Source organism: Neorhizobium phenanthreniclasticum, assembly GCF_040066075.1.
Taxonomy (GTDB): Bacteria; Pseudomonadota; Alphaproteobacteria; order Rhizobiales; family Rhizobiaceae; genus Neorhizobium; species Neorhizobium petrolearium.
In genome coordinates this window covers 80,478-98,404 of the sequence record NZ_JBEAAL010000018.1, presented here as the reverse complement: position 1 = coordinate 98,404, position 17,927 = coordinate 80,478, and the positions used below count along the sequence as shown (strand labels likewise).

16 protein-coding genes, 1 tRNA gene and 1 pseudogene are annotated in these 17,927 nt (G+C 61.4%); 7 read left to right on the top strand and 11 right to left on the bottom strand.

The features are described from left to right. Nucleotides 1-41: 41 nt before the first annotated feature. Together ABK249_RS21290 and ABK249_RS21285 are read left to right on the top strand one after the other, a co-directional pair. Complete coding sequence (locus ABK249_RS21290) at nucleotides 42-386, top strand: hypothetical protein (protein WP_348863913.1); 345 nt, start codon at nucleotides 42-44, stop codon at nucleotides 384-386. Between the two features lie 112 nt (nucleotides 387-498). Next, the gene (locus tag ABK249_RS21285; RefSeq protein ID WP_348863912.1) at nucleotides 499-1,569 is read left to right on the top strand and encodes a transglutaminase-like domain-containing protein; all 1,071 of its coding nucleotides are present in this window, start codon (nucleotides 499-501) and stop codon (nucleotides 1,567-1,569) included. A gap of 46 nt (nucleotides 1,570-1,615) precedes the next feature. On the opposite strand, the gene ABK249_RS21280 is transcribed toward ABK249_RS21285, so the two are convergent. From ABK249_RS21280 to fdnG, 9 genes and pseudogenes are all read right to left on the bottom strand, one after another. Next, the gene (locus ABK249_RS21280; RefSeq protein WP_227704513.1) at nucleotides 1,616-1,999 is read right to left on the bottom strand and encodes a hypothetical protein; all 384 of its coding nucleotides are present in this window, start codon (nucleotides 1,997-1,999) and stop codon (nucleotides 1,616-1,618) included. Between the two features lie 14 nt (nucleotides 2,000-2,013). Continuing rightward, nucleotides 2,014-2,109: transfer RNA gene (locus ABK249_RS21275), tRNA-Sec, on the bottom strand. Nucleotides 2,110-2,223: 114 nt separating this feature from the next. Then, a pseudogene (selB, locus tag ABK249_RS21270) lies at nucleotides 2,224-4,050 on the bottom strand (selenocysteine-specific translation elongation factor); the annotation flags it as partial. Continuing rightward, a complete protein-coding gene (locus ABK249_RS21265) occupies nucleotides 4,047-4,841 on the bottom strand; it encodes a tetratricopeptide repeat protein (protein WP_348863911.1) in 795 nt (264 codons plus the stop codon). The gene ABK249_RS21265 and the pseudogene selB, both read right to left, overlap by 4 nt. Then, nucleotides 4,828-6,228 carry an L-seryl-tRNA(Sec) selenium transferase gene (selA, locus tag ABK249_RS21260; protein WP_348863910.1) on the bottom strand — a complete coding sequence of 467 codons (1,401 nt, stop codon included), beginning with the start codon at nucleotides 6,226-6,228 and terminating at the stop codon, nucleotides 4,828-4,830. Before selA ends, ABK249_RS21265 begins: the two co-directional genes overlap by 14 nt. Nucleotides 6,229-6,232: 4 nt before the next feature. Next, entirely contained in the window at nucleotides 6,233-7,153 is a 921-nt protein-coding gene (gene fdhE, locus ABK249_RS21255; RefSeq protein WP_348863909.1) for a formate dehydrogenase accessory protein FdhE, read from the bottom strand. A gap of 90 nt (nucleotides 7,154-7,243) precedes the next feature. Further along, complete coding sequence (locus ABK249_RS21250) at nucleotides 7,244-7,930, bottom strand: formate dehydrogenase subunit gamma (RefSeq protein WP_227704547.1); 687 nt, start codon at nucleotides 7,928-7,930, stop codon at nucleotides 7,244-7,246. After that, nucleotides 7,930-8,901 (bottom strand): formate dehydrogenase subunit beta, encoded by a 972-nt coding sequence (fdxH, locus tag ABK249_RS21245; protein ID WP_348863907.1) that lies wholly within the window; start codon nucleotides 8,899-8,901, stop codon nucleotides 7,930-7,932. The genes ABK249_RS21250 and fdxH overlap by 1 nt, the downstream gene beginning before the upstream one ends. Next, nucleotides 8,898-11,987 carry a formate dehydrogenase-N subunit alpha gene (gene fdnG / locus ABK249_RS21240; protein WP_227704548.1) on the bottom strand — a complete coding sequence of 1,030 codons (3,090 nt, stop codon included), beginning with the start codon at nucleotides 11,985-11,987 and terminating at the stop codon, nucleotides 8,898-8,900. Before fdnG ends, fdxH begins: the two co-directional genes overlap by 4 nt. 535 nt (nucleotides 11,988-12,522) lie before the next feature. Between fdnG and ABK249_RS21235 the strand changes: the two genes are divergently transcribed. The 3 genes from ABK249_RS21235 to ABK249_RS21225 all read left to right on the top strand — a co-directional run bounded on the left by ABK249_RS21235 (nucleotide 12,523) and on the right by ABK249_RS21225 (nucleotide 15,478). Further along, entirely contained in the window at nucleotides 12,523-13,194 is a 672-nt protein-coding gene (locus ABK249_RS21235) for a response regulator transcription factor (RefSeq protein WP_037156347.1), read from the top strand. After that, on the top strand, nucleotides 13,194-14,531 hold the full coding sequence (locus tag ABK249_RS21230; protein WP_348863906.1) for a sensor histidine kinase: 1,338 nt from the start codon (nucleotides 13,194-13,196) through the stop codon (nucleotides 14,529-14,531). Before ABK249_RS21235 ends, ABK249_RS21230 begins: the two co-directional genes overlap by 1 nt. A 149-nt stretch (nucleotides 14,532-14,680) precedes the next feature. Next, nucleotides 14,681-15,478 (top strand): DUF3313 domain-containing protein, encoded by a 798-nt coding sequence (locus ABK249_RS21225; protein ID WP_227704551.1) that lies wholly within the window; start codon nucleotides 14,681-14,683, stop codon nucleotides 15,476-15,478. A 303-nt stretch (nucleotides 15,479-15,781) separates the two neighbouring features. Here ABK249_RS21225 and ABK249_RS21220 read toward each other — a convergent pair whose 3' ends face one another. Together ABK249_RS21220 and ABK249_RS21215 are read right to left on the bottom strand one after the other, a co-directional pair. Beyond that, the gene (locus ABK249_RS21220; protein ID WP_348863905.1) at nucleotides 15,782-16,408 is read right to left on the bottom strand and encodes a TetR/AcrR family transcriptional regulator; all 627 of its coding nucleotides are present in this window, start codon (nucleotides 16,406-16,408) and stop codon (nucleotides 15,782-15,784) included. Nucleotides 16,409-16,572: 164 nt separating this feature from the next. Beyond that, nucleotides 16,573-16,704, bottom strand: coding sequence for a hypothetical protein (locus tag ABK249_RS21215; RefSeq protein ID WP_348863965.1), 132 nt, complete (start codon nucleotides 16,702-16,704; stop codon nucleotides 16,573-16,575). Between ABK249_RS21215 and ABK249_RS21210 the strand changes: the two genes are divergently transcribed. Next, a complete protein-coding gene (locus tag ABK249_RS21210) occupies nucleotides 16,684-16,779 on the top strand; it encodes a 4Fe-4S dicluster domain-containing protein (protein WP_348863962.1) in 96 nt (31 codons plus the stop codon). The genes ABK249_RS21215 and ABK249_RS21210 overlap by 21 nt on opposite strands. Before the next feature lie 26 nt (nucleotides 16,780-16,805). Continuing rightward, nucleotides 16,806-17,927, top strand: a complete 1,122-nt coding sequence (locus ABK249_RS21205; protein WP_348863904.1) for a thiolase family protein — start codon at nucleotides 16,806-16,808, stop codon at nucleotides 17,925-17,927.

The window sequence follows — 17,927 nt, the reverse complement described above, 5'->3', positions numbered from 1 at the left end:
GGACCCGAACGTCGTTGGTGAACGATGAAAAGGAGATCGCCATGCGAAACCCGACAATCGTCCCCTTTCCCACGCTTGCTATAGTCGCTTTCTGCCTGCTGAGTTCCATGTCAGAGCCGGCATCGGCGCAGATCGCAAATGAAAAGGCCAATTGCGCCACGGCTGCCGGCAAGGCGGAGCCGGCAACGGCACCCGATCGCGAGAGCGCCGACGGCACCGCGCCCGGCAACAGCGGATCGACTGGCTGGACCGGCGGCACGGGCGGCGCGTATATCGGCACGAATCCTCAAGGAGCGACCAGCGGTTCGACGACCTGGCAGCCGCCGACCGCGCGCGGCCTCGATCTTGCCATGGCTCCCGAAACCCCGGCACCGGCGGATTGCTGAATCCGGTCACGATTGCCGTGATGATTGTCAATTCTGTTGCAAGCAGCGAACATGGCTGTAATGCTTTTAAGGGAGTGAGTGATCGCGCCACGATCAAACGGGAGTTTGGATCATGCTGAACCGCCGCCGATTTCTGACAAACGCAGCGACTGCCACCTTGGCGACCGCCTGGATCACACGAGGAGCGGCGGAGGCCCGTGCCGAGGGAACCACCCGGACCGACGCCGGTTGGCGCACTTTCGAGGTTTCCACCAAGATCGACCTCCAGCGGACCGAAGGCCCGGCGCAACTCTGGCTGCCGGTCATCCAGTCCGCCGGTGATTACCAGAAGGCGGAGACGCCGCGTTGGGAATCGAATAGCAGCGACATCCGCATCGAGAACGATCCTGCCTCCAATGCCGACATCCTTCATGTCACTTGGAGCGGCGAACCGCAGCGCACGATCGACGTGATCCAGCGCGTCGCCACCCGCAATCGCGGTACGAGGGACCGGGTTTCCGCAACGGCGGAGGAACTCGAACACGAACTGCGCGGCACGCCCAGCATGCCGGTGGACGGCATCGTTAAGACGACCGCGATGCGCATCGTCGAGGGGCGCGACCGCCCCGAAGACCGCGCCCGGGCGATCTATGACTGGGTGATCGACAATACCTTCCGCGATGCCAATATCGATGGCTGCGGCGTCGGCAATGTCAAGGACATGCTGGAAAGCGGCTATTTCGGCGGCAAGTGCGCCGACATTTCCAGCCTGTTCGTGGCGCTGGCACGTGCTGCCGGCCTGCCTGCCCGTGACGTGTTCGGCATCCGGGTCGCCGATTCGACAGATTTCAAGAGCCTCGGCCGTTCCGGCGACGTTACCAAAGCGCAGCACTGTCGCGCCGAAGTCTATCTCGACGCCCATGGCTGGGTGGCGGTCGATCCGGCAGACGTTCGCAAGGTCGTGCTCGAGGAAAACCTGCCGCTTGACAATGCCTCCGTCCGGGCTTTCCGCGAAAAGGCCTATGGCAACTGGGAAATGAACTGGGTGGGATACAACACGGCCCGGGATTTCGTTCTGCCCGGAGGAGATCTGCAGCAGGGCTTCCTGATGTACCCTGCTGCGATCACCTCGCGTGGCGGACTGGATTGCCTCAGCCCGAAGACCTTCGCCTATTCCATCACCTCGAAAGAAGTGACAGCCTGAATATCGGATTGGCGATCGCGCGCGAGGTGAACCACCAGCAGCCGGCTCAGTGCGGCTGGATTTCCTCGATTGTCAGCCTCAACCCATCGGTGTTGAAGAACTCTCCATCACGGATCAGGGATCGGTCCTCGTTGAGCTTGCGGACCAGCGAGGAAAGCCTCGCTTTGGCCTCCCGGTCCTCCACGAGACCTTCTCGGCCGGCCCGATAGAAGACGGCGCCCGACCATTCGACGCCGGCGCTGCTGAAAAGCTGCACCATGTCCGGCCAGCGCAGCTCGTCTCCGACGACGTGAAGATAGGCCGAACGCAGCAGATCGACGCTGGTCTCTCCGACCCGCACCAGTACGAAGAGCATGGTGAAAGACCCTACCTCTCCGTAAGTCGCGACCACCCAATCGTCGAAGTCGGTTTCCTGGGACTTGAGGATCACGAACGACCTCCTGATGGCGGAAGAGAATGGGAGTCGAACCCACCCAAGACAGCCTCGCTGCCCCACCCGGATTTGAAGTCCGGACGCCCCACCGGGGACGAATCTCTTCCTTCAACTGCCTCAGGAACAGGCCCGCCATAAAGGTCGAGCCTGTGCGGATTGACGCGACGAATATCACCGCGCCGAAGCGTCACCCCTTGACGATCGAAGAACTCGAGGATTTCGATCGCGACCTTTCTACCGTTGTTGACGCGGTCGCGGAAGAGACCTGCGGAAAATTCCCCCCGCTCTACATTGGCCGCGACATCCTTGATGATCTCGACCATTTCTGCTGTCGCCTGACGGGTGAAAAAGTGGTCATGCCGGATTTCGTCGACGCGGCCAAGCCGCACGCAGAGCTTCAGGACGCGACGGACCTCCCGTTCGTCGACGCCAAGCATTTCGGAGAAATCGCGCACGCGAGGCGGACGGAACCTTTCCTCCCCTTCAAGATGCTGAAGGATCTGGGCGTAGAGTGCCTCTTCCTTTTCGCTCAGTCGGACTTCATGCCCGGGCAGCCGCACGAACGCGCCTTCCAGCACCAGGCGTCCCAGCGCCTGCTCGGCCCGGAGCGTCACCAGAAAGGCCGGCGCCGGAAGCCGTGGCGTCACCTGCAGCCGCAGGCGCTCGCGGCCAATCCCCTGCAGATCGGGATTCTCCGCATGGAAAGCGGTCAGTACCCGCTGAATATCATCGGAAAAGCCCGCACGTTTGTTCGCCGAGAGCGCATAACGTGCCGAAGCGCTTTCGATGACCTCAGCCGCCGCGAAACTGATCGCAGCCTGCAATTCCTCTTCCGACAAAGCCCTGTCGCGGGCAAAGACATCGAGTTCGACCAGAAAAGGCGGAACGTCGAGCAAAGCCGCAAGCGCACCACCTGCATGAGGCAGGGAGGCCGCCTTCAGGAAACCCAGTCGCTCGGGAGACCGCCGCTTGCGCAAGGGAGCCCTGAGATCGACAAGCCGCCCGCCGCCGATCGTGCGCTGGGCCGAAACATCCCGCAGTATGAAGCGGTCGCCGACAGCCGCGGCGATCGGACGGTCAAGGACGAGTTGGACCCTGCCACTCCCGCCCGGCGGCACCGGATTTTCGAGCGGCACGATGCGGACACCGGCCTCGGCGCTGCCGTGATGGAAACGGGCGGAAAACCATTCGCCGATCGGCTTCGGCTCGCTTTCAAGCACCGAAAGCTCCGCATCGATGCGATCGGCCGGCGCATGCAGATAGCGATCGACGACCATGTCGCCGCGAGTGATGGCATCCTTGGAAATCCCCTCTCCCGCAAGGTTCAGCGCGCAACGCTGCCCGGCAAAACCGCGCTCGGCCTGCTGGTTCTGGGCATGAAGGGATCGTATGCGCGCAGCAAGGCCCGATGGTGACACCACAACCTGATCGCCAATACCAACGGAACCCGAACGCACGGTCCCGGTGACCACGGTGCCTGCCCCAGAAAGCGTGAAACAACGATCAACGGCGAGCCGGAAGCGACCATCGGCGCTCGATGCGATTGTCGCCCCTTCGGCCTCCGCCAGCCGTTCCTTCAACAGCTCAATCCCCTGTCCGGTCGTTGCGGAAACGGGAAGTATCTCGGCCTCCCTGAGGCTCGTCGACGAGAGAATTCCCCGTATTTCCGCCGTCAGGCCCTCAAGGCGGGCAGGATTGGCAAGGTCTGCCTTGGTGATCGCGACGAGCCCGCGAGAGATGCCAAGCAAATCGAGGATCGCCAGATGTTCGAGTGTCTGCGGCTTGATGCCGTCGTCCGCCGCAACGACCAGCAAGGCATAGTCGATACCGCCGGCACCGGCGAGCATGGTATGGATGAAACGTTCATGGCCGGGTACATCGACGAAGCCGGTAACGGCTTCCCCTGCGAACCGGGCATAGGCGAAGCCGAGATCGATGGTGATACCCCGCGCCTTCTCTTCCTTGAGGCGATCGGTGTCGACGCCGGTCAATGCCTTGACGAGCGTTGTCTTGCCATGGTCGATATGCCCCGCCGTGCCGACGATCATGACGCCTCCTTCGAAAGCGGCTCTGAGGCACGACGTTCCGCTTCCTGGATTTCCGTTGGCGAAAGCCTGTCGCGAGCCGGCCCGATGAAGGGCTTTGCCAACGCGCTGCCCGCGTTCGTCGCCCGGATCAGCCAGGCCAGGGCTTCGACCCCGTCGCGCGTAGTCCCGGCTCCCATGTGGCAAGCGGCCCCCAGCATCGCCTGCGCATCGGCATCGCCCCTTTCCGCCCCCTTCCGCCACCAATGGACGGCCTTTTCGGGATCGCGCTCGACGCCCAGCGCATTATGATAGAGCATGCCGAGCCGCGTCATCGAAGACGCGATGCCGGCTTCCGCGGCGCTTTCCGCCCAGCGCCGCGCTTCGGCCGGGTCAGCGGTCATGACCTCGCCTTCCAGCAGCATCCAGCTCAGCATGTCCTGGGCCGGCGCATCACCTCTTTCCGCCGCGCGCCGGTAGTATTCGGCTGCGATGCCATAATCGGCATCGGTGCCGGTGAGCCCTTGCATGTGGAAGGCTGCGTAGTTGCGCTCTCCCACCGGATCGCCGGCATCGGCGGCCAATTCCAGCCATTTGAGCGCCAGTTCACGATCCCTGGGCACACCGAGCCCTTCGGCGAAACAGGCGCCGATATTGTTCTGCGCACGCGCCACGCCGGCACGCGCCAAAGGCTCCCAGATCCGCAACGCCGTTTCATAGTCGCCTGATTTGGCTGCTGCCAGCGCCTCGGCCATCGGATCGGCCTCAGGCGCCGCCTCGGACTTGCGGCCTCGAATACGGTCAAGCCACCGCATGGCCGGTGCCCTCGGACAGGCTTTCCAGAAGCGCAGCGTCATCGGACAGGCAGCGCAGGTCGAGGATCAGCGCGCCGTCCCGCAGCCGCCCCAGGATCGGGCGGGAGAGAGACCGGAACGAGGCCGCCAGCGCCTCAAGCGCACTTCCGCTGGACGCCGTGATCCTGAGTCCTGCGCTCGGGATCGTATCCACCGGAAGCGCGCCCGAACCGATCTGGCTCGCACAACGGCAGACCTCCACCGCGTAACCCTTGCGTGCCAAAAGCGCTTCGACTTGTGGAGCCAGCCGCTCCGCCTGCGACCGCACCTCCGGTTCCCGCCGCGACAACATGCGAAGCGTCGGCAGGCGAGAGGCCAGTCGATCCGGATCTCGGTAAAGCTTCAAGGTCGCCGCCGTGGCCGCGATACGGATCTTGTCGACACGTAGCGCCCGCTTCAGCGGGTTGCGGTTGATCTCGGCGATCAGGTCGCTACGGCCGACGATGAAACCCGCCTGCGGACCGCCGAGCAGCTTGTCGCCCGAGAACGTGACCAGATCGGCACCCTCGGCGACCGCCTCGCGCACCGTCGGCTCCTTGCCGAGACCGTAGCGGGACAGGTCGACCAATGTGCCCGAACCCAGGTCGTTGAGGAGCGGCACTCCCGCCTCATGGGCGATTGCCGCAAGCTCGGCACCCGGGACTTCCTTGGTGAACCCTTCGATCCGGTAATTCGACGTATGCACCTTGAGGATCAGGGCCGTTTCGGGGCCGATCGCCTTGATATAATCCTTCGCATGGGTGCGGTTGGTCGTGCCGACCTCGACGAGGTCGACGCCGGCGCGCTCCATGATGTCCGGCATGCGGAAAGCGCCGCCGATCTCGATCAGTTCGCCACGCGAGACGAGCGCCTGACGTCCTGCGCCGACAGAGTTGAGGGCGATCAGAACGGCTGCGGCGTTGTTGTTGACGATGGTCGCGTCTTCTGCACCCGTCAATTCGCAGAGCAGTTCCCGCAGATGACTGTCGCGTTCACCGCGCTTGCCGGTATCGAGGTCGAATTCCAACGCTGCCGCTTCCCGCATGGCGTCGATCGCAGCCGCAATCGCCTCCTCGGCAAGTAGCGCCCGACCGAGATTGGTGTGCAGTACGGTACCGGTCAGGTTGAAGAGCGGGCGAAGGTTGGAGCGGTCTCGATAGTCGAGGCGGCTCACCAAAGAGGCGAGGATGCCGTCTTCATCGGGCAATACACCGCCACCGCGCACGGCAATGCGGATTTCGCCGAGCACCGTGCGCAGCTCGTCCGTCACCACGGTCCGGCCATGCCGCTCGACTAGCGGCGAAGCGGCCGGCGCTTTCAGCATCTGATCGACGGAGGGCAAGGCTCGCAGATCGGCAGGTCCCGACATCGGATCAGTAGCCCATCAGGAATGGATCGAAACCTGCTCGCTTGTATTCGGTGTCCTTCATCAGCAGGTCGAGTCCGAGGCTTGCGACATCGTCAGCGACGACTTCGAGCGAAGGATTCCTGTTCTGGTAGAGAATCTTTACCCAGCTGTTGCAACTGTCGCAGACCTCCGCCTTGATGGTCGCCTCTTCATCGCCGGTTTCGACGGCACGATAGCCAATGCCTTTGGTGGAGCCACAGGCAAGGCATTTGATGCGGACTTCGTTCCACATCGTGGTGCAGAAGGAACAGCAGGCATAGCGCGCACCTTCCGCTCCATGGAAACCGATGACCATGGAAGCGACAGGTTTGCCGCCGCAGGCGGGACAGACGCCGATGCCGATCGGCACGAGCCTGCTTCCATCAAGGCCGGCGGCGAGGCGCGCCGCGTGGATCTGGATCGCCGCAGCAATGTAAAGATGATGGGCCAGGCTTTCGACCGGCAGGTTGTCGGCCACCACATTGCCGATCATCCAGCTGAATGTCTCATCGTCGGCAGCGCGAACCTGCGCAAGCGCTTCTGCGGCGACAGGAGGCTTCTCCAATCCTTCCATCCGTTCCAGGAATTGCTGAAGCACCTGCCGGCAATCCGGTGACGAGACCATCGCCAAACGATCGATCGCTGGCATGGCATTCGCACGCGCTCGCTCGACCTGATCGGCAGGGATCAGCTCAAGCGGAGACAGGGTGGATGCTAGCTCGCTCTGGATCTGTGCGATTCCTGCCAGGAATTTGAGATAGGGAGCGAGTCGACTGCCTTCGGCGAGAACCTCGAAACGATTGGCGCGCTCCTTGAAGAGGCGCACCGGGTTGGGCATCAAGGCAAACGGAGCCTTGGAAACACCACCGATCATCGAGGGATCGGGCTGTACTGGGGATACGGACATTTCACCTCGCGGGCCGACCGGCCACAGCTCTTGTTCTGTCACGCATATTGCCGAAAACCGCGTCACACTTTTCGAAATGCGCTTCCATGACTATTCTGCAGGATCAATTCGCCCGCGTCCAGCCAGTTCCCTGAGCCACTTGCGGTGGTGGCGCCAGGCCCATCCGCCAGTGACCGAACCGCGCGTCATCGCACGAATGGTTCCGCGGGTCCAAATCGCCGCATAGACATGGACAATGAACACGCAGATGATGAGCACGGCCGACACAGCATGGATCAGGACAGCGAAGCGCTTCGTCTCGATCGACGTGTAATCATAAAAGTATTGATCCCAGATAAGGATGCCGGTGGCGATCAACGCGATGATGAGCAAGGCCATCGCCCAGAAGATCACTTTCTGGCCGGCATTGTATTTGCCCATCTCGGGAAGACGCTCCTCGTGTCCGCCGATCACGTCACGGATACCCGTGAACCACCCCATGTCCGCCTTGGTGAAGAGATTGGCCTTCCAGAGCTGGAAGAAGAAGATGTAGAAGCTGACGAAGAGCACCACGCCGATCCACGGATGCAGCATGCGGGTGTTCTGCCCCCCGCCGAAAAGCCCAGTAAGGAAGAACAGCGACGGGTGGAACAGGGCCATTCCCGAGAGCAGAAGCAGGATCAGGCTGCAGGCCGTGATCCAGTGGTTGACGCGCTTGCCCGGCCCATAACGATCGACGGTGACCGGCGGTCCGCGATGGATGGCATCATCGGATTCAACATCCCACGGTTCGCTCATCAGGCTTCCTCCCTGCGGCCCTCGGCGCTATCGACGAGCTTTTCCGCATTCTCCTCGTCTTCGGGCTGCACGCGATTGGCCCGGCCGAAGACGCCGTGGAGAATCGCGCCGGCAGCCACAAGCCCCATTGCGGCAAGACCTGTGTATTTGGTCACGCCTTTCCAGGCCTGCACCACGCCGGAAATCTTGGGATCATCCGGCAGGTCGGCATAGATATGCGGCTTGTCATTGTGGTGCAGGACATACATCACGTGCGTGCCGCCAACCCCCGGCGGATCGTAGAGCCCGGCATTCGCGTAACCACGGGATTTGAGGTCGGCGATGCGGTCGTCCGCGTGCTTCTTCATATCCTCCTTTGTGCCGAACACGATCGCCTGGGTCGGACAGGCCTTGGCACAGGCCGGCCCCTGACCTACCGCGACACGGTCGGAACAGAGGGTGCATTTATAGGCACGGTGATCCACCTTGGAGATACGTGGAATGTTGAAGGGACAGCCCTTGATGCAATAGCCGCAGCCTATGCAGTTCTCGTGGACGAAATCCACGATGCCATTTGAATACTGCACGATCGCACCCGGCGCCGGACAGGCCTTGAGACAACCGGGATCCGCGCAATGCATGCAGCCGTCTTTGCGGATGAGCCATTCGAGATTGTCGGTCTCGGGATTAACCCATTCCGTGAAGCGCATGAGCGTGAACATGTCCTCGGTAAGATCATGGGGGTTCGTATAGTACCCCACGTTTGCACCGATTTCCGGATGCGTATCGTTCCACTCCACGCAGGCGGACTGGCAGGCCTTGCAACCGATGCACTTGGAGACATCGATCAGCTTGGCGACTGGCGTGAGCTGCCGCTCAGGCGGCGGCAGTTCGCTGGTGGCCGAGCGGCGGATGAGGTCCCGCTCGGTGAGGTTGCTTTCCATCGGCTGGACCGGCGGATTGCTGATGGCGGTGCGAGGACTGTCCATCATACTGTAGCCTCCTGCGGTGCCGTCGATGGCTCGATATTGACGAGAAACGCCTTGTATTCCGGCGTCTCGATGTTGGCGTCACCGACGAAGGGCGCCAGCGAGTTCGGACCGAAGCCCTTCTTCGCTGAACCGGTGAAACCCCAATGAAGCGGGATACCCACCACATGAACCGGCTTGCCGTCGCACATGAGCGGCCGGATGCGCTTCGTCACCACCGCCTTTGCCTTGACCGAACCGCGTTTCGACCAGACCCGGACCCAACCGCCATTCTCGATGTTCTTCTCCTTGGCGAGTTCCTCGGAGATTTCGACGAAGAATTCCGGCTGCAGTGCCGAGTTCACGCGGTTGTGCTTGGTCCAGTAATGGAAGTGCTCCGTGAGCCGGTAGGAGGTCGCCGCATAAGGAAACTCGTCCGAAAGCCCCATCTGCGCCACGTCCGTCTCAAACACACGGCTGACGGGATTGCCCCGCATTTCCGGATTGAAGACGTTGGCGACCGGAGACTCGAAAGGCTCCATATGCGCCGGGAACGGACCATCGCGCATCATTCCGCGCGTGAACAGACGCGCGGTTCCCTCCTGGTTCATGATGAAGGGACCGACGTCCTCCGGCTTGGCCGTCGGCGCGATGTCGGGGATATCGTAGCCCGTCCATTTCGAACCGTCCCATTCGAGCAGCTTGCGGCTCGGATCCCACGGCCTGCCCTGCAGATCGGCCGAAGCGCGATTGTAGAGCGTGCGGCGGTTGAGAGGCCAGGCAAAGGACCAGCCGAGATAGGCGCCTGTATCGTCCGGATCGTGGTTGTCGCGCCGAGCCATGTTGTTGCCCTGCTCGTTGAAGTTACCGGAATAGATCCAGCAGCCGCACATCGTCGATCCGTCGTCGCGCAATTGCGAGAAGTTCAACACCTGCTTGCCGGCGGCAACCTGGACCTTCGTCGGATCGGTCGGGTCCATGAGGTCGGTCAGTGCACGGCCGTTGATTTCCTTCGCCAGTTCCTCCGCCGTCGGCTCGTTCGGATCAGCATAATCCCAAGACATGTTCAGGATCGGATCGGGGAAGGCACCCCCTTCCTTGCGATACAACTCCCGCATCCTCAGGAATATCTGGGCGATGATGTAGGTGTCGTGCTGTGCTTCACCGGGGGGAGTTCCGCCCGCCCAGTGCCATTGCAGCCACCGGCCCGAATTGGTGAGCGAACCGTCTTCTTCGGCAAAGCAGGTCGTGGGCAGCTGGAAGACCTCGGTCTGGATCGAGACCGTATCGACGGGATTAAAGTCGCCGTGGTTTTCCCAGAACCGCGCCGTCTCGGTTTCAAGCGGGTCCATGGTGATGAGCCATTTGAGCTTTGACAGCGCCTCGGTGTTCTTGTCCCGGTTGGGGAAGGCAAGAAGCGGGTTGAAACCTTGGCAGATGTAGCCGTTGACCTTGCCTTGATACATCAACTCGAACATGCGGAGCACGTCATAGGACGGCACGTCGAGCTTGGGGATGTAGTTGAAGGCCCAGTCGTTGTCGGCGCGCGCAGCATCGCCCCACATGGCCTTCTGGAAGGAAACCATGAACTTCCTGTAGTTCTGCCAATAGCTCGTCTGGCCGGGACGCAACGGCTTGAACTGACGGGTCGACATATAGGTCGTGAAATCCACGTCCTTTTCACTCGGCATCGTCAGATAGCCGGTTAGCAGATGCGACATCAGGCCGAGGTCGGTCAAACCCTGGATGTTGGAGTGGCCACGAAGCGCATTCATGCCGCCGCCACGCACCCCGATATTGCCGAGGATGAGCTGCAACATGGCCATGGCTCGGATATTCTGCGAGCCATAGGAGTGCTGCGTCCAGCCGAGTGCATACATCGACGTCATTGTCTTCGTCGGAGATGAGCATTCCGAGATCATCTCGGCGACCTTCAGGAACTTGTCCTTCGGCGTGCCGCAGATCCGTTCGACCATTTCCGGCGTGTAGGGGGCCAGATGCTCCTTCAGCAGATTCCAGACGCAACGCGGGTTCTGAAGCGTCGGGTCCGTCGTGACGAAGCCGTCATCGCCGAGCACATAATCCCAGGTCGACTTGTCATAGTCGCGCTTTTCCGGATCATAGCCCGTGAAGAGGCCATCCTTGTAGCCGAAGCCGTCCTTGACGATGTAGGAGGCGTTGGTGAACGCCTTCATGTATTCCCACTGCACCTTGTCGTTGTCGATGCAGTATTTCATCACTCCGTTCAGAAAGGCGATATCGGTTCCCTGTCGGATGGGGGCATAGTAGTCCGAAACCGACGCCGTACGGGTATAGCGCGGATCGACCACGATCAGCTTGGCGCCGCGATTGGCCTTGGCCTCGGTCACCCATTTGAAGCCGCAGGGATGCGCTTCGGCCGCATTGCCGCCCATGACGACGACGAGGTCGGTATTCTTGATGTCGGTCCAGGAGTTGGTCATTGCTCCACGGCCAAAAGTTGGGGCGAGACTCGCCACCGTAGGGCCGTGTCAGACGCGTGCCTGATTATCGAAACCGACTATTCCCAGCCCCTTGGCGAACTTGAAGGTCGCCCAGGCCGTTTCATTGGTGGTCGCCGACGCAGCCAGCATGCCGACGGTCGTCCAGCGATTGACCGGAACACCCGCGGCATTCGTCGCTACGAAATTGGCGTCGCGGTCATCCTTCATCAGGCGCGCAATGCGATCGAACGCCTCATCCCAGGAGATGCGCTCGAACTTGTCCGAACCCGGCTTGCGGTGCATCGGGTATTTGAGGCGGGTCGGGGACTTCACGAAATCCTTGAGCGCCGCCCCCTTGGGACAGAGCGTACCGCGGTTGGTCGGATGATCGGCATCGCCTTCGATATGGACAATGTCGGCAGCCTCACCCTTGCGAAGGTCGCCCTTCGAATAAATGATGACGCCGCAGGCGACGGAACAGTACGGACAGGTGTTGCGCGTTTCGGCGGTCGTCGTCAGCTTGAAAGGCCGGACATGCGCGACTTCGGCGGCTTCAGCCTCGCCAAAACCCATCGCACCGAGAGACGTTGCCGCAACACCTGCTCCAGCCAGCTTCAGAAAGCTGCGCCGCGAGAGGTCGACATTCATGGGTAGCCTCCTCCATTCGAGATATGACCAGTTGAAACTGTATGTTCAGGTATTATGAAGTCAAGTCACGATTATAGCTTATAAAATTTGATCGGTCTTCACTCGATTCTATCCCGGGAGACGTTGATCGCCGAAGTGGCCGGACCCGTCGTAAAGACTGGGATGCATCGCGGGCCGGCTTTCGAAATAGCAACGGGCACGGACAAGATCGCGGAGGGATGGAAACGCTATCACATGAGCGCTTTGATCGAACTCCATTTCATGAGCAGGATGGCGAGCGGCCCTCCCAAAAGCGCGCCCAATATAATGGCTGACAGGAAATACCTGGCCACGAAGCACAGAATAGGTTCGAGATAGCTCACTGTTTTTCCAGACCATATAATTCGCTATTGCGAGCCGCCGACGTTCGATGGGCGGATGTCTTGTTTGGTAAGCTTCGACAATTGCGGCTGCATTACCTGACTGCCTTTCAAGCTCCGTAATGCCGCTGCAACCTTTGCAGCCGACAAGAGGCAGGACGAGAGGCTAAGGGGCGATGAGAATTCTGCTGATAGAGGACGAGAAGGAGCTGGCAAATGCGCTGTCGGTGGCACTGACCAAGCACGGCATCCTCACCGACCATACAATGCATCTCGCAGACGCCGCCGAACTGACGCGGCAGCACCCCTATGATGCAATCCTGCTGGACCGGCGCCTGCCCGACGGCGAAGGGCTGACGCTCATTCCGAAATTGCGGCGATCGGGAACCGACACACCGATCATCGTGCTGACGGCAAGGAATGAACCATTGGAACGCGTCGAGGGATTGGAGATCGGCGCAGACGACTACCTCGGCAAGCCTTTTCTTGTCGAAGAGCTTTTGGCGCGTTTGCGTGCGGTCCTTCGAAGGCCGTCCAATCTCGCAGAGCCCGGCATCGCCGCCGGTCGGATGACGATTGATCCCCTGCATCTGAATGTCACGATAGACTCGATGCCGCTCGATCTTCCAAGGCGCGAGCTCCTGGTTCTGGTGACGCTCGCCAAGCGGAAGGACAAAACGGTCCTTCGACCGACGCTTGAGGCCGCAGTCTACAATTATGAGGAAGAAATCCAATCCAATGCACTCGATGCACATATTTCCCGATTGCGGAAGCGACTGCTGGATGCCGGTGCCGGTGTGACGATCCACAACATCCGAGGCGTCGGCTATCTGCTGAAGGAAGAATAATGCGCGCGGCAAACAGGCCTAACCCATCCTTATGGTGGAAGCTGAGTTGGCAGCTCAATCTCGTCATCATCGCCGTGATCGCCGCAGTGATCATCGGTCTTTGCATCTGGGCCACCACCATCATGTCGCCGAACATCGCCATGGAGGAAACGATTGGCTCGGTGATAGCCGGAGCTGCGGCACGCGATGGACAGGGACATCTGGAGCTGCGGGAAACGCTGGAGCTCAAGGCGCTGAAGGAGCAGAACGGCCAGCTATGGTATGTCGCGGCCACCACGGATGGCGCTTTCGTATCCTATGGCGCCATCCCCCCTGCCTATGCCGAACTCGCCCGCCTGGTTCATCTGTTCGATGACGCGGACATACGGGGGTCCGCAATGACAAACGAGATCGCAACTGTCGAAACCGCCGAAGCGGCAGTGGGTGAAGTTAGAATTCTGTTTGGCGGCGTCGCGGACAAGGGCTGGCCCGTCCTCGCCCTTCTGAGCAGGGCCTACCCGATCTACATTTCGTTGCTCGCGCTTGCCCTGCCTGCGATCTTTCTTGCCGTTCCTCGAATTGTGGGCCGCGCCCTTGCGCGTGTGAGCGACGTCGCTCGAAAGGCATCGCAGATCGAGCCGCGTCGGCCGGGAACACGCCTTCCGGTGGATGGCATCCCAAAGGAGGTCACTCCGCTGGTGATCGCATTCAACGATGCGCTTGAACGGCTTGAGAGTGAATTCAGGAAACGCCAACGCTTCCTGATCGATGCGGCACATGAGCTCAGGACGCCGATCGCCATCATGCAGACGCGGATCGATGGAATGTCCGAAGGCCAGGAACGCAGGCGGTTGTTGCAAGACGTGGCGCGCCTAGCTGAGACTGCTGAGCAGCTCCTCGATTTCGAGCGTAACGACCAGGCGACGGATTTGCACGAAGTGGTCGATCTTGTCGACAATGCTCGAACAGTCGTGGCGGACCTTGCGCCCTTGGCAATCACGGCCGGGTACCAGATTTCCTTTCAGAGTGAGGTGGAAAGCCTCACACGCGGAGGCAATTCTTCCGCATTGTCGAGAGCGGTCAGCAATCTCGTTCGCAATGCAATCGACCACGGAGGCAATGCCGGAATGATCACGGTTTCGGTCTCGGCCGACGGGCGGATCGATGTGGCCGATGAAGGGCCTGGCATACCGGCTGAACATCAGGAACTCGTTTTCGAACCGTTCTATCGCGTCACCCCCAAGAGCACAGGCGCGGGCCTTGGTCTGAGCCTGGTGAAGCAGGTCGTTGCCAATCACGGGGGCCGGGTCAGCATGAAAAGCAGCTCTGCGGGAACGCAGGTCGCAATGCAGCTTTGAGTTCGTAATGCTGCGGCAATTCTTCGCTCGCACTGTCCTCCCAGTATCACCGACGGAGGCCAGAGAGCGTGCACAGCAACCCCCATCCATTTCGCCGATTTTTCCACAACCCGCCGAGACCGCCTTTATTCGCGTGTCTGGCACTGCTCATGGCCATGGTGATCAGCGGATGCACTTCGGTGCCCATAAAGGAGACCGGAACGCTGACCTCCTACAGCAATCTCGGCCCTCCCAAGGGAACGATTGCCAAGAAGCGGCTCTATGTCGATGGGCAACAGCTCGCCCGGGTGAAGACGGTTCGGATCGTGCCGACAACCTTCTCCTTCGGCGCCGCGGTGCGGATCAAATCGGAGACCGATCGCGCATTGGTGTCGAACGCTCTCGACCGGGCGCTTTGTGTATCGCTGAGCGATAAATATCAAATGGTCTCAGCCGGTGAACCAGCCGATCTGACGGTCCGCTCGGTCGTCGCTGACATTGTTCCAACCAACAAGGCGATGGCGGGCGCTGCGACTGTCGTCAGTGTCGGGACAGGCTTCATCCTGCCCGTCAGCGTGCCACGCCTGCCTTTCGGCCTTGGAGGATTGGCCGTCGAAGCTGAAGCGGTGGATAGCAATGGCGTCCAGAGCGCCGCGATGTTGTGGGCGCGCGGGGCGAACTCGATTCAGAACAACCCGCGCGTTTCCGAAGTCGGCGACGCCTATGGTCTGGCGACGAAGTTTGCGAGCGACTTCTCGCGAGTGCTGATCGCCGGCAAGGAACCGAAGGGATTGGATATCTCGCTCCCGTCCAGGCAGCGCATGCAATCCTGGTTTGGTGGCAAGCCTAAATATGCCGCCTGCGATGCCTTCGGCCGGGCACCTGGCCTGATCGGAGCCGTGGCCTCCAAATATGGCGCGCCGCCGCAATGGACCGAGAAGAAGCCCAAACCGATCGTGACACATTGACCGATCATACACGCAGGCGGCGGTGCGGAGGCGTATCAAATCACAATTGGCCAAGTGCCATCGCCGCTGAACTCGCAACCCGTCTCCTCGATCCGCCTAACCGGCAACGGCGCTTTTGGCGATCCGTTTCGCAATCTCGGACAACGGGCCGATATACCGCACCACAGTCTCTTTAAGAGTCATGGCAGACCGGATCCAGATCATCGAAACGCAAACGACCGTTGTTCCGGACACGATCACCGGCACGGCAATGGAAGAGGTGTGCAGACGGAATTCTCCAGCCTCGCTTCGCGCAGCTTTCCTTTAGTCACCGTCATGGTGGAAGATTCGGACGATCTGGCGGCCGATCTGCTCCGGTGTCATCCGGCCTGGCCTGTACCAGCCGCTGACATTGTTGAGTAGCGTGAGCAGCAAGAGGCGATAGACGCCGCGATCGAGTGACGGATCGAGCGGCAGGTCCGCTATCAGATCGCGGAAAATCAACTCGAAGGCATCGCGCTTTTCGACCAACCGCCCACGGATCTCCGGCGGCGCGGAGGCGAAGTCGTTCATCAGTGGCATGGTGAGCGAATTCGGATCGAGTTGGATCTCCAGCATCGTAACGCAAGCCGCTTCCAGCCGCTCCCAGGGATCGGAGAGCTTCGAAACGGCGGCAAGAATGCGATCCCCGGCCACTTGCAGCGCAATATCGTGGATGCGGACGAACAACGCTTCCTTTGACTTGATGTAGTGATAGAGCGAGCCGCCGAGCAGCCCCACCCGCTCGCCGATATCGCGAACCGAGGTCGCAGCATAGCCGCGCTCGGCAAAGAGGGCCGCAGCGGCTTCCAGGATGTCGCGATGCCGCTGGCTCAGACCGCTTTCCACCAAAGCATCGGCCAACCGGCTCCGCGGCGCCGCTGCTGCTTCCCGGCTGCTCTCGTCGGTCATTACTCTCTCATTATCCTACTGCAGGCATAGCTCTCGTCACGCTCTTAGCGCAGACACGCGCTTTTCCCAAATGTCGCTCGAAAAGCTCTCCACAGGGCTCCGCCGCAGTCACGCCGATTTTCGCACTTGCGAACTGTAACAATCGTTTGATACAAATGCCACCGTCAGTTGGAGGAGGAGAGATTGAGCGACACCCGAGCCGGCCCGGCTATGCCGCCGACGTCGACGAGCAGGCGGGGACTAATCCCCATTTCGCGATCAACGAGCAGAACTGCGTGCTTCAAGACCTGCGACATCACGGGGATCCGTCGAAGAACATCACCTGGGCCCCGCCCGAAGGCGGCGGTGGCCCGAACTATCCCAACATGTGACGCCCGTTCCGGACAGGAAAAAGACCATGACCGCAATCTACATCGTCGACTACCTGCGCAGCCCCTTTGCGCCCGCCTATCGCGGCGCGCTTGCCGGCGTTCGCCCGGATGATCTCGCAGCCGGCGTCATCAAGGCGCTGGTCGACCGCTCCGGCATCGACCCGGCGGAAATCGAGGACGTGAACCTCGGCTGCGCCTTTGCCGAGGGAGAACAGGGCCTCAACATCGCCCGCTGCGCAGCGCTGATCGCCGGACTTCCTCAATCTGTCGGCGGCTCCACCGTCAACCGCTGGTGCGGTTCTTCCATGCAGGCGATCCAGATGGCCGCCGGCGCAATCGCCATGGGCGCGGGCGACGCCTTCGTCGCGGGCGGCGTTGAAAGCATGAGCCGCGTGCCGATGATGGGCTTCAACCCCATGCCGAACCCGGCCTGGAGCGACGCCCAGCGCATCGCCTTCCTCAACATGGGGCTGACCGCCGAAAACCTCGCCGACCGCTACGGCGTCTCGCGCGAGGAGCAGGACACCTATTCGCTGGAAAGCCAGAAGAAGGCGCTCGCCGCCCGCGCCGATGGCCGGTTGGCCGCGGAGATCGCTCCCATCGGCGATGTCACCGCCGATGGCTGCCCGCGCGACACCGATGCCGAAAAGCTCGCGGGCCTCAAGACCGCCTTCAAGGCCGGCGGCTCGGTCACGGCCGGCAATTCCTCGCCGCTCACCGACGGCGCATCCGCCACGCTGGTCTGCTCGGAAGACTTCGTGAAGCGCCATAACCTTGAGCCCCTCGCCCGCATATCGGGATATGCCGTCGCCGGCTGCGCGCCTGAAATCATGGGCATCGGCCCGGTGGAAGCCAGCCGCAAGGCGCTGAAGCGCGCCGGCATTTCCGCCGCCAACCTCGACGTGATCGAGATGAACGAGGCCTTCGCCGTGCAGGTTCTCGCCTGCTGCCGTGACCTCGACATCGATCCCACCCGCCTCAACCGCGACGGCGGCGCGATCGCGCTCGGTCATCCGCTCGGCGCCACCGGCGCCCGCCTTGTCGGCAAGGCGTCCCTACTCCTGAAGCGTGACGGCGGACGCCATGCGCTCGCCACCCAGTGCATCGGCGGCGGTCAGGGCATCGCCATGGTTCTGGAGGCCGCGTGA

What these genes read in the sequence shown, in the direction of transcription:
- selA (WP_348863910.1), bottom strand. Translation starts at nt 6,228, where the DNA reads ATGTCGGGACCTGCCGATCTGCGAGCCTTGCCCTCCGTCGATCAGATG.
- ABK249_RS21225 (WP_227704551.1), top strand. Translation starts at nt 14,681, where the DNA reads ATGGCCATGGTGATCAGCGGATGCACTTCGGTGCCCATAAAGGAGACC.
- ABK249_RS21235 (WP_037156347.1), top strand. Translation starts at nt 12,523, where the DNA reads ATGAGAATTCTGCTGATAGAGGACGAGAAGGAGCTGGCAAATGCGCTG.
- ABK249_RS21285 (WP_348863912.1), top strand. Translation starts at nt 499, where the DNA reads ATGCTGAACCGCCGCCGATTTCTGACAAACGCAGCGACTGCCACCTTG.
- ABK249_RS21215 (WP_348863965.1), bottom strand. Translation starts at nt 16,704, where the DNA reads ATGTCGCAGGTCTTGAAGCACGCAGTTCTGCTCGTTGATCGCGAAATG.
- ABK249_RS21205 (WP_348863904.1), top strand. Translation starts at nt 16,806, where the DNA reads ATGACCGCAATCTACATCGTCGACTACCTGCGCAGCCCCTTTGCGCCC.
- fdhE (WP_348863909.1), bottom strand. Translation starts at nt 7,153, where the DNA reads ATGTCCGTATCCCCAGTACAGCCCGATCCCTCGATGATCGGTGGTGTT.
- ABK249_RS21250 (WP_227704547.1), bottom strand. Translation starts at nt 7,930, where the DNA reads ATGAGCGAACCGTGGGATGTTGAATCCGATGATGCCATCCATCGCGGA.
- fdxH (WP_348863907.1), bottom strand. Translation starts at nt 8,901, where the DNA reads ATGATGGACAGTCCTCGCACCGCCATCAGCAATCCGCCGGTCCAGCCG.
- ABK249_RS21220 (WP_348863905.1), bottom strand. Translation starts at nt 16,408, where the DNA reads ATGACCGACGAGAGCAGCCGGGAAGCAGCAGCGGCGCCGCGGAGCCGG.
- ABK249_RS21230 (WP_348863906.1), top strand. Translation starts at nt 13,194, where the DNA reads ATGCGCGCGGCAAACAGGCCTAACCCATCCTTATGGTGGAAGCTGAGT.
- ABK249_RS21265 (WP_348863911.1), bottom strand. Translation starts at nt 4,841, where the DNA reads ATGCGGTGGCTTGACCGTATTCGAGGCCGCAAGTCCGAGGCGGCGCCT.
- ABK249_RS21290 (WP_348863913.1), top strand. Translation starts at nt 42, where the DNA reads ATGCGAAACCCGACAATCGTCCCCTTTCCCACGCTTGCTATAGTCGCT.